The organism is Arcticibacter sp. (assembly GCF_045629565.1).
Taxonomy (GTDB): domain Bacteria; phylum Bacteroidota; class Bacteroidia; order Sphingobacteriales; family Sphingobacteriaceae; genus Arcticibacter.
Genome location: NZ_JAZQRL010000069.1, coordinates 13,644 through 26,914 on the forward strand (window position 1 = coordinate 13,644; position 13,271 = coordinate 26,914).

At 45.0% G+C, this 13,271-nt stretch carries 13 protein-coding genes; 8 read left to right on the top strand and 5 right to left on the bottom strand.

The window, feature by feature from the left end; all coding sequences use genetic code 11:
• Positions 1-2 precede the first annotated feature (2 nt).
• On the bottom strand, positions 3-464 hold the full coding sequence (locus ACKI5J_RS09020) for a type I restriction enzyme HsdR N-terminal domain-containing protein (RefSeq protein ID WP_407428682.1): 462 nt from the start codon (positions 462-464) through the stop codon (positions 3-5).
• Positions 465-530: 66 nt separating this feature from the next.
• Between ACKI5J_RS09020 and holA the strand changes: the two genes are divergently transcribed.
• Positions 531-1,559 carry a DNA polymerase III subunit delta gene (gene holA / locus ACKI5J_RS09025; protein WP_407428684.1) on the top strand — a complete coding sequence of 343 codons (1,029 nt, stop codon included), beginning with the start codon at positions 531-533 and terminating at the stop codon, positions 1,557-1,559.
• Positions 1,560-1,565: 6 nt separating this feature from the next.
• Here the strand turns inward: holA and ACKI5J_RS09030 are convergent, their stop codons facing one another.
• Positions 1,566-2,897, bottom strand: coding sequence for a dihydroorotase (locus ACKI5J_RS09030; RefSeq protein ID WP_407428686.1), 1,332 nt, complete (start codon positions 2,895-2,897; stop codon positions 1,566-1,568).
• 81 nt (positions 2,898-2,978) lie between these two features.
• Between ACKI5J_RS09030 and ACKI5J_RS09035 the strand changes: the two genes are divergently transcribed.
• The 6 genes from ACKI5J_RS09035 to ACKI5J_RS09060 all read left to right on the top strand — a co-directional run bounded on the left by ACKI5J_RS09035 (position 2,979) and on the right by ACKI5J_RS09060 (position 7,803).
• Entirely contained in the window at positions 2,979-4,340 is a 1,362-nt protein-coding gene (locus tag ACKI5J_RS09035; protein ID WP_407428688.1) for a DEAD/DEAH box helicase, read from the top strand.
• Positions 4,340-4,591 (top strand): hypothetical protein, encoded by a 252-nt coding sequence (locus tag ACKI5J_RS09040; RefSeq protein WP_407428690.1) that lies wholly within the window; start codon positions 4,340-4,342, stop codon positions 4,589-4,591. The genes ACKI5J_RS09035 and ACKI5J_RS09040 overlap by 1 nt, the downstream gene beginning before the upstream one ends.
• Before the next feature lie 56 nt (positions 4,592-4,647).
• On the top strand, positions 4,648-4,977 hold the full coding sequence (gene gldC, locus ACKI5J_RS09045) for a gliding motility protein GldC (protein ID WP_106294215.1): 330 nt from the start codon (positions 4,648-4,650) through the stop codon (positions 4,975-4,977).
• Between the two features lie 10 nt (positions 4,978-4,987).
• Entirely contained in the window at positions 4,988-5,404 is a 417-nt protein-coding gene (locus ACKI5J_RS09050) for a hypothetical protein (RefSeq protein ID WP_407428692.1), read from the top strand.
• 16 nt (positions 5,405-5,420) lie between these two features.
• Positions 5,421-6,080: a heme exporter protein CcmB gene (locus ACKI5J_RS09055; RefSeq protein WP_407428694.1), complete on the top strand. Its 660-nt coding sequence runs from the start codon at positions 5,421-5,423 to the stop codon at positions 6,078-6,080.
• Between the two features lie 76 nt (positions 6,081-6,156).
• Positions 6,157-7,803, top strand: a complete 1,647-nt coding sequence (locus tag ACKI5J_RS09060) for a murein L,D-transpeptidase (RefSeq protein ID WP_407428696.1) — start codon at positions 6,157-6,159, stop codon at positions 7,801-7,803.
• Between the two features lie 102 nt (positions 7,804-7,905).
• Here ACKI5J_RS09060 and ACKI5J_RS09065 read toward each other — a convergent pair whose 3' ends face one another.
• A complete protein-coding gene (locus ACKI5J_RS09065) occupies positions 7,906-9,051 on the bottom strand; it encodes an AI-2E family transporter (protein WP_407428698.1) in 1,146 nt (381 codons plus the stop codon).
• A 123-nt stretch (positions 9,052-9,174) separates the two neighbouring features.
• Here ACKI5J_RS09065 and ACKI5J_RS09070 point away from each other — a divergent pair, with 123 nt between their 5' ends.
• Positions 9,175-10,998: a MutS-related protein gene (locus ACKI5J_RS09070; protein WP_407428700.1), complete on the top strand. Its 1,824-nt coding sequence runs from the start codon at positions 9,175-9,177 to the stop codon at positions 10,996-10,998.
• Here the strand turns inward: ACKI5J_RS09070 and fmt are convergent.
• A complete protein-coding gene (fmt, locus tag ACKI5J_RS09075; RefSeq protein ID WP_407428702.1) occupies positions 10,986-11,915 on the bottom strand; it encodes a methionyl-tRNA formyltransferase in 930 nt (309 codons plus the stop codon). The genes ACKI5J_RS09070 and fmt overlap by 13 nt on opposite strands.
• 2 nt (positions 11,916-11,917) lie before the next feature.
• Positions 11,918-13,198 carry an exo-beta-N-acetylmuramidase NamZ domain-containing protein gene (locus ACKI5J_RS09080; protein ID WP_407428704.1) on the bottom strand — a complete coding sequence of 427 codons (1,281 nt, stop codon included), beginning with the start codon at positions 13,196-13,198 and terminating at the stop codon, positions 11,918-11,920.
• Between the last annotated feature and the right edge of the window lie 73 nt (positions 13,199-13,271).

The following is a 13,271-nucleotide window of genomic DNA, read 5'->3' on the forward strand; positions in this document are numbered from 1 at the left end:
CCTTATAGGCTGTTGTAGGAAGGAAGCGACTCCAGGAAATTGTACCCTTTTGCTACGAAATCAATCTGACAATAGTAGTGCTCCAGTCCGTTTGTTACAGCCAGCAGGGGGATCTTGTGGACGATATTATATCTGGCAATCTGGTCGAAGACCTTCTGGCTGATCTTAACCGTGGGTGCCTTACACTCCACAAGCAGGACTTTTTCTCCTTTTGAATTGAAGGCTACAATATCCGTCCTTTTTTGCAGGGAGTTAAGTTTTAAACCGCCTTCCAGCTTGATCAGTGATTTCGGGTAGCCCTTCTCCTGGATCATATATTGCACGATATGCTGTCTTACCCATTCTTCAGGCGTAAGTACCAGAAACTTCTTCCTTATCTCGTCAAAAATAAAGGTGGTGTCATCGCCTTTTCTGAGCTTAAAAGGGTAGGCCGGTAAGTTGAGGGGATAGGGTTGAAAATGCACGTTCAAAGTTGATAAAAAAAAATCATTTTCCAGCTTTCGGCAATCTGACGTATCTTCGCTAACGCTATGACGGCTTCCGCTTTATTAAATGACCTCAAGGCCCGAAAGTTCAGGCCGGTTTATCTTTTCCATGGCGAGGAGCCTTACTATATTGACCTCTTTAGTGACTATATAGAGAAGAACCTGCTCTCTGAGGCTGAAAAGGGATTTAACCAGACGGTTCTCTACGGTCGGGAAACGGATGTACTGACTGTCCTTAATTCTGCCAAGCGCTACCCGATGATGAGCGATTACCAGCTCGTACTGATCAAGGAAGCACAGGATATGAAGTGGAGCAAAGAAGGCGACGACAAGAAAAATCAGGATCCCTTGTTGGCTTATCTGGAAAAGCCTCTGGAAAGTACCATTCTCGTTTTTTGCTATAAGCATGGGAAGTTTGATAAGCGGAAGAAAACCTACAAGGCAATAGAAAAGTCGGGCTGTATCTTTGAGTCTGCCACTATTTACGACAATAAGGTACCTGGCTGGGTAGAGGATTATGCCCGGGAGAAAGCCTACAGGATGAATCCCCGGGCGTCGGCCCTTATTGCCGAGTATCTGGGCACTGATCTTTCAAAGATTTCCAATGAGCTCGACAAGCTGATGCTGAACATTCCGAAAGGGAATGAGATCACAGTGGACGATGTTCAGAATAATATTGGTATCAGTAAGGAATACAATGTGTTTGAGCTGCAGGATGCTCTGGCAAAACGCAATATTTTGAAGGCCAATCAGATCATCACTTATTTTGCATCAAACCCGAAGGCTAATCCTATACAGATGGTTCTGGGAGCGTTGAATACCTGGTTCACTAAAATATTGAAGTTCCATTATATTCAGGATCGCAGTTCGTCTAACCTGGCGCGTGAGCTCGGAGTCAATCCTTATTTTGTCAAAGACTATGAGCTGGCAGCAAAGAACTACAACATGGGCAGGCTGTTTGACATCATAAGTATACTGCGGGAGTACGACCTGAAAACCAAAGGGGTAGACTCCACCGGGAATACCGACAGTGGAGAGCTATTGAAAGAGATGGTGTTTAAGATCATTCACTAGTCGCCGTTAATTAAACAGCAAACGTTCACCTTGCTTTGCCTCGTTAAAGTTTCCGTGTTCATAAGCGAGGTGTCCCGAAACGATTGTATGTGATATCGCGGAGCCGAACGTATAGCCTTCGAAAGGACTCCAGTTACACTTAGAAAGGATGTTTTCTTTAGAAACCGTTGTGGCCTTGTTCAGGTCAACAAGTACCAGGTCTGCCCAGTAACCTTCTCTTATAAATCCGCGTTTTTCAATGTTAAAGCATATCGCAGGATGATGTGCCATTTTTTCTACGACTTTCTCGATGCTGATCTTTCCTTGTTTACTCATTTCCAGCATGGCTGTGAGGGCATGCTGCACTAGCGGGCCACCGGAAGGAGCCTGCAGGTAGGGCCGTGTTTTCTCTTCAATCGTATGAGGGGCATGGTCAGTAGCGATAACGTCAATTCTGCCGTCAAGAACGGCTTTCCATATAGCATCCCTGTCGTGTTCTGTCTTAACAGCTGGGTTCCATTTGATCCAGTTGCCCTTTTCTTTATAATCTTTATCAGAAAACCAAAGATGGTGTATGCAGGCTTCGGCGGTAATACGTTTCTCTGCGAGAGGCAGGGTATTGCTGAACAGATCTGTTTCAAGTGCTGTAGAGATGTGGAGAATGTGCAATCTGGAACCGTGTTTCTTGGCGAGTTCTACTGCAACTGACGATGACTTGTAGCAAGCCTCCGCTGTACGGATCAACGGATGCATGTCTGCGGTGATATGATCGCCGTATTTTGCCTGGAAAGCTTCCATATTTCTTCTGATGGTTTCTTCATCCTCACAATGGGTGGCTATCAGCATGGGTGTGGAGCTGAAGATGGTTTCCAGCGTTTTCTCATTATCGACGAGCATGTTGCCGGTTGAAGAGCCCATGAAGATCTTGATGCCACATACGTTGCGGGGGTCTGTTTTCAGCACCTCTTCCATGTTGTCATTGGTTGCGCCCATGAAAAAAGAATAGTTAGCCAGGGATCGGGCAGATGCAATAGCATACTTATCTGCAAGAAGTTCCTGGGTAACAGTATTGGGTACAGTGTTCGGCATCTCCATAAAAGAGGTAATGCCTCCTGCTACGGCAGCCCGGCTTTCGGTAAAAATCTCGGCTTTATGGGTCAATCCGGGTTCTCTGAAATGCACCTGATCATCGATACATCCGGGCAACAGATGTAATCCTTCTGCATTTATTTCTTTGTCGGCTTTCTTATCGATGCTTTGCGCGATATGTTCAATTAAGCCGTCGCGGATAAAAACGTCGGCTTCAAAAGATTTTCCTTCATTTACGATAGTTGCAGATTTGATCAGAATGGATGACATAGAAAACTTGGTATATAGGAGCGAAGTTAAGCATTTATCAATCAATGGGCAGAGCTGATAACTAAATAGTATCTTTGCCGAATGCCTTCTTTCGAAGATTTTAAATTAAACCGGCAAATTCTTAATGCAATTGCCGATGCGGGGTACACAGACCCGACGCCTATACAGCAGAAAGCGATTACACCTATCCTGTCGGGTCAGGATGTGATGGGAATAGCACAGACAGGGACAGGTAAAACTGCCGCTTATGTGTTGCCTATGCTCATGAAATTAAAGTATGCTCAGGGAACGGACATCAGGGCGCTGATCCTGGCTCCTACGCGGGAGCTGGCCATGCAAATTGAGGCGAACATCAAGCAGTTTGCAAAGTATACCGATCTAAGGACCGTCGTTATCTACGGAGGCTTGGGCCCTAAGACTCAGATCGCAAATATCGCTGCTGGCCTCGATATCCTGGTTGCAACGCCTGGCCGGTTCCTCGACCTTTATCTGGAAGGACATATATCCACTAAATCACTGCAATTTCTGGTTATAGATGAAGCCGATAAGATGATGGATATGGGCTTTATTGGCTCTATTCACCGGATTCTTGAGGTGGTACCACGCAAGCGGCAGAATTTGCTGTTCTCTGCTACCATGAGCGAGCTTGTCCGCAAGATATCGGGCGATTTCCTGAAATTCCCTACGGTGGTGGAGGTAGACGAGCAAGCAACGCCCGCCGAGACGGTGAAGCAGCTGCTCTACTATGTTCCCAACCTTAAGACAAAAATTAACCTTTTACAGCACTTGTTAAAAAACGTGGAAGAATTTCATAAAATTATGATCTTCTGCAAGACAAAGACTGTTGCCGACAATATCTATAGTTTCCTGAAAAGGCGGCATGGAGAGGAGCAGGTGAAGGTAATTCATGCTAATAAAGGGCAAAATACCCGTATTAACTCTATCAGCGCGTTTAAAGAGGGTAGTGTGAGGATTCTTGTGGCCACCGATGTTGCCTCGCGAGGCATAGATGTTACGAATGTCAGCCATGTGATCAACTTTGATGTGCCCATCATTATTGAAGATTATGTCCACCGCATCGGACGTACGGGACGCGCTTTGCAAAGTGGTGACGCTATTACGTTTTGCAATGAGGCCGAGCGCTATTATATCAATAAAATTGAAAAGCTGATCCGTCAGCAGATACCTGTAGCCCAGATTCCGGATGAGGTTTTCGTAGAGGAAACACCATACAACGAAAGACAGGACATTGCCCGTGAAATTGACATGCAGATGCGAAAGGAAGATCCTGAATTCAAAGGTGCTTTCCACGAGAAGAAACACGTCATCGCGGCGAAGAATAATCCGGGACGAGGCCGCGTCGCCGGATTCGGGAAAAGTGCAGGCAGGAGTTCTGGAAGCAAGGCCTCGCGTGCCAAATCATCAAGAGGAGGTAAAAAATAATGACTTCAAGGATTACTCCGCTGAACTTAACCTCGGCGGTGCTAGTGGTTATTCTCGGTTATACTATCTTTGGCGAGGAAACGAATAGCTTCAGCGCCAGTGTCTGGTTATTGGCGGGAATCCTGCTGCTTAGCATCGCTTCGGATATTCTTTTCAGGGGGATTTTGAAGAACCTGAAGCGGATATGGTTGATAGAGCTGATTTTTATAAGCTTGATAGTGGCTCTGATGTTGATAATGAAGCGGCTATAGTGCTCCCTTATTCCAAAGAAAGTGAATGGTAAAGAATAAAAACAAATTGTACTCTAATGAAAAAAGCAGAAATTAAAATAACCGTTGAACTTGACGATAATAATGTGCCCGAAGTCTTGACATGGGAATCCACAGATGCGGAGACGCAGGAAAAACTGGCTGCTAAAGCGATGATCTTATCCTTATGGGATCACAATTACAAAAATGCCCTGCGTATTGATTTGTGGACAAAAGATATGCCTGTTGATGAGATGAAACGTTTTTTTTATGAAACCCTGCAGACCATGGCAGACAGTTTCCTGAGAGCAACAGGAGAAACTAATATCGTTGAAGATCTTAGAGACTACTGCGCTCACTTTGCAGAGAAAATGGAGATCAAACAATAAGTAAAATATCATGAGCTCAAAGAATTACCTGGGTCTGTTTGGCTCCCTGCTTGTTATCGCGGGAGCGATGAGCCCAATGCTTCATGTCCCTATTATGGGTAACTGGAATTACTGGGACTTGCATACCGGAATGGCCTCTGTCGTATATGTCGTAGCTGGTCTGGGTGTGCTTGCTTCTGTGTCAGGACGCGACGGACTACTGAAATTTGCCGGATGGGCAGAGGTGGTTCTTATCCTGCTGACATTGCTCGCTATATATCTAAAGGTGAACGACTCTTTTAGTTTTATTCCCTTTAAGAAGCTTGCCAAGGCCGCTACCGGCCTGGTAAAGTACAGATGGTTGGGTTGGGCATTGCTCGCTGCCGGATCTGTTATCATGCTCATTGCTTCCCGCAGGGGCAGCAAAAAGGTGAAAGTTGTAGGCTAGAGTAGTTACTGATAAGATGGGGTTATTCGGTCAGGTAAAATATCTAATTCATAAAGAGATTATATTGGAATGGCGTTCAAAATATGCATTGAACGGCATTCTTTTATATGTGGTGTCTACCATCTTTGTGTGTTACTTATCTTTTAAGCAGATAAATCCTGTAACCTGGAACGCACTGTTTTGGATCATCATGCTGTTTGCTTCTGTTAATGCCATCTCTAAAAGCTTCTCACAAGAGAATAAAGGGAGGCAGTTGTATTATTATACCCTTGCAAGTGCCAAAGCGGTTATTCTTTCCAAGATCATTTACAACGTCTTCCTGATGCTGCTGCTTTCGACGATAGCGATCGGCTTTTATACGCTGGTGTTCAGCAATCCGATAGGCGACCCGCTGTTTTATTTTCTTGCCGTGATCATAGGAAGTGTCAGTTTTGCTTGTGTTTTTACCATGATTTCCGGAATTTCTTCCAAGGCCGGAAATAACGGAGCACTGATGGCAGTATTGAGTTTTCCGGTGATTATACCGTTGCTGATGGTGCTCATTAAGTTTTCGAAGAACGCGATGGACGGCCTGGACCGCACAGTTAGCTACAACGAGATCGGAGTACTTGTCGCCATAAATCTAATCGTTATTTCCGCGTCGATTATTCTATTTCCCTTTTTGTGGAGAGAATAGGCCACAGGGGCGTTAAGGTCAGTGGCAGTAATAAAAACTAAGAAGTGTTTTTTGGGTTATCAATAAAACACGTTCTATGAAGAAAATATTCTCTATTAATCACACACTGACATTTCTTGTCGCACTATTGTTCATTCTTTCAGCATCCTCTTGCAGTAAGAGGAAGTCAGGTGATCAACCCCTGATGGATAGTACTTATATAGTACAGTACATGAATGCAGAACCCCGGTTTAAGGATGATATTTACTGGGCTAAACTTTTTTACAAAGAAAGGGCTTATGAGCTAGCCTGGTTCAAAGGACATGAACTAGTCCCGCAGGCGCAGGCCTTTATCGACGAGTTGGGTAAAGCCGGTGAAGACGGCCTTGATCCGAAAGATTACCAGTTGGTGGATTTCGAAAAGCTATTCAAAGACTTTAAGGGTATCAAGCGCGATCTGGAGAAACGCGACTCTCTGGAGCTGGAGATTGATATGGCTTTGACGTCGTCTTATTTGAATTGGTCTTCTGATTATTATAGAGGGCTCCTGGCTCCTTCCGAATCACGAAAGGCCGACTGGGACATTAATCTGAACAAGATGAACCTCAGCAGCGCGCTCACCAAGTTCCTCAACGAAAATGCGGAAGATGATATCGAATTCAGGCCCAATCATCCCGAATATGCCAATCTAAGAAAGGCGTTGGCAAGCTTCAGAGAAGTGCAGAAAGCAGGGGGATGGCCTAAAATACCTGCCAATGCTACAATAACGGATGGGCAGTCATCACCTGTGGTGCCACTTCTTAAAGCCAGGCTGGCAACCTTTCTTGGTAAAGATAGCACGGTGATGAAAGACGACAAGCCGATATTCTCAAGTGATGTAAAATCAGCACTTAAGAAGTTTCAGGAGACGAGCGGTCTGACCGCTACGGGGCGTCTCAATGCAGAAACCATCCGTTTTATGAACGTTCCGGTGGAGGATAGAATCCGTCAGATCATCATTAATATGGAGCGTTGGAGGTGGATACCCGAAAGCTTTGGTACTGATTATCTGATCGTCAATATTCCAGAGTTTAAGCTCAGGGTGTATGAGCAGGGTAAGGAGGTGATGAATATGAAAGTTATTGTTGGCAAGGAACTCCATTCCACTCCAATCTTCAATGACAAGATGGAACATATCGTTCTGGCTCCTTATTGGAATATTCCTCCCGGGATTCTCAAAGATGAAATTGCACCTTCTGTAAGGGCTAATCCAGGCTACCTGGCGTCAAAGGACATGGAGGTTATCACCAATGACGGGACAGTCGTAGATCCGGGTTCAGTTGACTGGTCAACTGCGGGTACGTCGGGCTTTAAGTATATCGTCAGAAGAAGACCAGGCCCGAATAATGACTTGGGTAACGTGAAATTCATCTTTCCTAATTCAAGAAATATCTATCTCCATGATACGCCGGCGGATCAGCTGTTCAATGCCTCTAAGCGCGACTTTAGCCATGGATGTGTAAGAGTGGAGAAACCTATTGATCTGGCAGTTTATCTGCTGCGTAATGTAGGGGGATGGGACAAGTCGAAAATCATGGAACAGATCAAGACTGGTAATGAGAAGTATGTTCCGTTAAAGGCGAAACTCCCCGTATACCTGGTTTATTTCACCGCATCTGCGGACGCAGAAGGGCATGTTCGCTTCTTTGATGATGTTTATGGTCATGACAAGAAGCTGAAGTCTATGTATTTCAGTAAACTTTAATTGCAAATCTCGGCAACCCGCTGAGCCGATAATATATACTGCCCCCATTAAGTTAGATGACGCTTAATGGGGGCATTTTTTTGATACTGCAAGAGATTGGTGCTACTTCTTACCGGAATGATCTTCCGGGATGATGTCGTTTTCCACTTCCAGCTGCTTTCTCAACCGGTCTGACTTCATCCTCAGCCTGGTATCTTTCATCGGACTTTCACCAGGTATCTCGTCACCCAGGAGTACACCCCATGGTTTGAACATCTCAGAGCGGTCAAAGACGATCTTCATAACGGCAATGATAGGAAGGGAGAGGAACATGCCAGATACACCTGCGATTGCTCCGCCCACAAGCACACCGACTATAGTGCCAAGAGCGTTAATTCGCACTTTGGAGCCGACGATCCGGGGCATAAGGATGTTATTGTCGAGGAACTGAACGAAGGCGATTACACCTAAAACAATTAGTACAGGGGTAAGTTCGGGCGATGATGCAAGGGTTAGTACTACACCCACCAGGTTGCCAATAAGTGCGCCGACATAAGGAATGAGGTTTAAAAAGGCAAAGAGGACACCGATCAGCAAGGCATGCTTGATTCCCAATACCAGTAATATCCCACCGAGAAGAATAGTCATATAAGTAATCTGGATAAGCAATCCTATAAGGTAGCTCTTAATAATGGCTTCGCTTTCTCCGAGAACGTCTTCAACCTTGGTATGATCCTCCTTTTTAAACCACATAAAGATGAATCGTAAAAGGAGATTCTTATAGGTGAGCATCAGGAACACATATATCGGCAACAGCGCAATAAATACAAGCGTCGAAGTAACGGAGGTTGCCGCTCCTGTGAGAATTGTGCCCGCATAAGTCAGTAGCTTGTTACTTTGTTCGTTAATGAAATTTAACTGTTCGGTAGTAGAAAAATGACTTATTGAGTTGACCCATCCGCTCAGGGAGTTCAGGTGCATAGATACGTTTTTTTGTATCTGCGGGAAGTCTGATACGAGCCTTGCGACCTGGGAGGAGAAAAACCAGCCGATCAGCGCCACAAGGGTCGCCATTAGAAGTATCGGCAAAAAGATCGCCAGCGAATTCGGGAATCTTAACTTCCTGAAGTACCGGTAGGCCGGAAGCAATACGATGCTTATAAAAAAAGCCATTACCAAAGGCATGACTATGCTGTTACCTAGAATAATAAGAGCAACAAGGAGAAACAGGCCAAGAAGTTCAATAGACCTTTTGACTGTAATAGGCATTTCTTTCATTTTTATACTATATTAAGCACAACACAAGATAGCTAAATAGGTTGTATCTCTCCTGGTTTTTTTATTTCGGTGGAGAGTTGGATTTTATTGCTATAATTAACAACATAAAATCGTATGAAAATTTACCAGGAAAACATAGATAAGGCTTCTGCGGAGATCAGCCGGCTGAATAAGAAGATCAATTTTTATTCTGTACTTCGGGTATGCACGCTTATACTAGGAGGATTCCTTATCTATAACGCGGTTAAGGCAGAAGCTGTTTGGTTCCTTTACTTGTCGCTGCTTCTGGTCATCGTCATCTTTGCATGGTTAGTGAGCAAACAGAGCAATTTCAACGCATTAAAGGATTTCAATCGGGCACTCCTGCAAGTAAATGAAAATGAACTCGAAAGTGTCAGGAACAGGACGAATATCTATGACGATGGTACCGAATGGACAGACGACCACCATAACTACACTTCCGATCTTGATATTTTTGGTAAACAGAGTCTTTATCACCTGATCAACCGTTGCGCTACGACATTTGGCCGAACCCAAATGGCTGCCTGGCTAAAGAATGCATCTCCAAACGCTGCCATCCTCCAACGCCAAAGCGCCTCTCTTGAGATAGCCGGGAAGAGGGCCTGGAAAGTTCAGTTCCAGGCTGCCCTCCTGTTCGCTAAATCCTCATCAGGCCAAACTGAGGTTTCAGGGCTGTTCAGGTATCTTAAAACGGGTAAGGAATCCATACAGCCCTGGGTGAAGTCCTTTCTAAAGCTAGGACCCTGGGTATTCTATGGATCGGCCGTAGCAGCTTATTTTTATCCCCCTTTTTTGCTGCTTATGTTTGCAGCCGGGCTTGCTAACATCATTCTGGTCATCGCATTTAATGAGCGGGTAAACAGAGCGGAAAGAATGATGGGAAGAGTCGGGGAGACACTTTCACACTATTCACGGGCCTTCCGTATGGTCGAGGCCGAAGATTGGAATTCTCCTCTCTGTAAGGAGCTTGCCGGCAAGTTTACGCTGCCCGAAACAAGTACGACGCTTTCAGCCCAGATACAGCATCTTTCCGAAATCATGAGTAAGCTTGATTATCGACTGAACATGTTTGTGGGTACGATCCTTAATATTAGTTTCGCCTGGGATGTGAGGCAATATGCGGCTATTTTGGAATGGAAAGAGGTCAATAAGGATTACATTGAGGATGCCTTTCAAAGCGTGGGTTTTTTTGAGTGCCTGCAGAGCATTGCTGGCCTGCACATTAATTATCCGTCATGGAGCATGCCGGTTATCCGTGCAGGATCCCGTTACACTTTGCGGGCGACAGAGATAGGTCACCCGTTGATCCATGAAGATGTGAGGGTAAATAATGATTTTGATTTATCGGATGACCTTAAAATTGATATCATTACAGGCTCCAATATGGCCGGGAAAAGCACTTTTTTAAGAACTCTTGGTATAAACACTGTTCTTGCTCTCTGTGGTGCCCCCGTTTGTGCCAAAAGCATGGAACTGAGTAACATGAAGATATTTTCGTATATGAGGATCAAAGATTCCCTGAACGAAAATATCTCAACGTTTAAAGCAGAGTTAAACCGCCTGCAATTCCTGTTAGACGTTCTCCAGGAGGATGGAAAAGTTTATTTTCTGATTGATGAGATGCTCAGGGGAACGAACTCGGTGGATAAATACCTGGGTTCTAAGGCTATTATTGAAAGGCTTATCGCTCAGCGATCCGTAGGGATAGTAGCAACGCATGATCTGCAGATCGCTGAGCTTGAAAAGGAGTATCCGGACTATATCCGGAATTTTTATTTCGATATACGCGTTCAGGGAGAGGAGATGACCTTTGATTACAAGCTGAAAAACGGGGCGTGTAAGACCTTCAATGCCTCCCTGCTATTGAAGAAATTGGGCATCGAAGTGAACAAAGAAAAAGAACCCTACAATCGGTAGCCCCGCAAGAATTCAGCGATACTGTTCCGCTTTTTGCCCTCCAGTTGAATAGTTTCCAAAAAGATATATCCGTCCGGACAGGCGAACTTCAAAAATGACTTGCCATCACTTAAGTACTCGCCAACTTCCACTTCAGGCTTCACATGCTCATATCTGGCCGAATAAACTTTCAGTGTTTTACCGTCCAAATGGGTAAATGCAGCAGGGTAAGGGCTTAGTCCTCTGATATGATTATACACATCGCTCACGGGCTTGCTCCAGTCGATAAGGCAGGTTTCCTTAAAAATCTTTGGGGCATGCCTTGTGTCCAGAGGATTACCCTCTTCGTTTAAAATCTCGTCCTGAGGGCTCTCCTGATAGTTATTGTTTTCAATTGCGGTGACTGTTTTTACCACGAGCTCTGCGCCTGCTAGCATTAGCTTATCATGCACGTCACCCGCCGTTTCATTTTCTCCAATAGTCACTTTTTCAGCAAACAAAATATTCCCGGTATCAATCTCATGCTGAAGGAAGAACGTGGTAACTCCTGTTTCCTTTTCACCGTTGATAATGGCCCAATTTATCGGTGCCGCGCCTCTATATTGTGGAAGGAGGGAGCCGTGGAGGTTAATTGTTCCTTTCGGCGGCATATTCCACACCACTTCAGGAAGCATCCGAAATGCTACCACTACCTGAAGGTCCGCGTTAAATGCGCTCAGTTCCTGTAGAAAAGCTTCGTCCTTCAGCTTTACCGGCTGAAGGACCGGTAAATGATGTTCTACAGCATATTGCTTTACGGCGGACTGCTGTAGTTTCTGTCCACGGCCTGCAGGCTTGTCGGGAGCCGTTACTACCGCTACCACGTTTTTCCCGTTTCTGATCAGTGCGTCCAGCGATGCTACAGCAAAGTCTGGCGTCCCCATAAATATTATTCTCATAGCTAGGGATACAACAAGTATTTCTTTCTCATTTCTTTATATGCCGCGAGCTGGGGTTCCCAGCTGGCGCGTATTTCCTGTTCGCTCATGCCCGAAGCAATCTGCTTCTGCAGTTTGTCATTGCCAGCAAGTCTGTTGAAGTTGTTGATCTGCTTGCTCTGTTTGAAGTCAAAAAACTTATCCTTTTGCGGATACGCATTATACATGTCAATCAGCCAGCTTAAGTTCAGCTGCCCTGTCTTTTTGAATACCGAAGTATCATATTTGCGCAAATCAAGTCCATAGCATAGTTGGTTCTGATGCAATGGCGTCTCGCTCATGCCTTTTATGCTTACGGGGGTGAAGGTAAAATCGTACTTTCCTTTTAAAGCAGGACTTCCAAGCACCTGGAAAGGCATGTGGGTTCCACGTCCCTGACTAATAATCGTTCCCTCAAACAAGCACAACGATGGATAAAGCAGGATAGACTGCTGTGTATTCAAGTTAGGCGAGGGCTTAACCGGAAGGGTATAATCCATATCATGGGTGTATCCTTTAAGTTTGACAATTTTCAGATCGCATCTAACCTTTTCTTTCAGCCATTTTTCACCGTTCACCATGGTGGCATATTCACCTATCGTCATGCCGTGCAAAATAGGGATAGGATGCATTCCTATGAACGATTTGAACTTCTCTTCCAGTACTGGCCCATCAACATAAAAGCCATTAGGATTGGGTCTGTCCAGAACGATAAGCTTAATCTTGCTCTCTGCACATGCTTCCATGATGTAATGTAAGGTGGAGATGTAGGTATAAAAGCGCACACCAACATCCTGAATATCGAACACCATAATGTCTATTCCCTTCAGGTCCTCAACGGTAGGTTTATAATGGCTTCCGTACAAGGAAATTACTGGAAGTCCCGTCTTCGCATCGATGTTACTGTTGACTTTGGCCCCAGCACTGGCCTCGCCCCTGAAGCCGTGTTCAGGCCCGAAGACCTTCACAATGTTGATTCCCAAAGATCTCAGACTATCTACACTATGCGTGTTGCCGATTATGGAGGTAGGGTTCACAACCATCCCCACCTTCATATCTTTCAGGTCAGTCAGATATTCTGATGTCTGGTCTGCACCAGTTTGCAGCTCGTTTCCCGGGCTTGAATCTATCAGCCCGCTGTTTATCCCGGAGGCGGCTTTATCAGCATGTTGAGCGCTGCCTGAGTGTCCGGGGTTACCGCAGGATACGACAGACTGGCTTAGTAGAATTCCTGTAAGTAGGAGGGGTATGATGGGTTTTATCATGTGTGTAAAGATATATCTCCGCATTTGTCAAGGCAGAAAAATGTGCATCTTTGCTAAATTACAAAAAAACTTT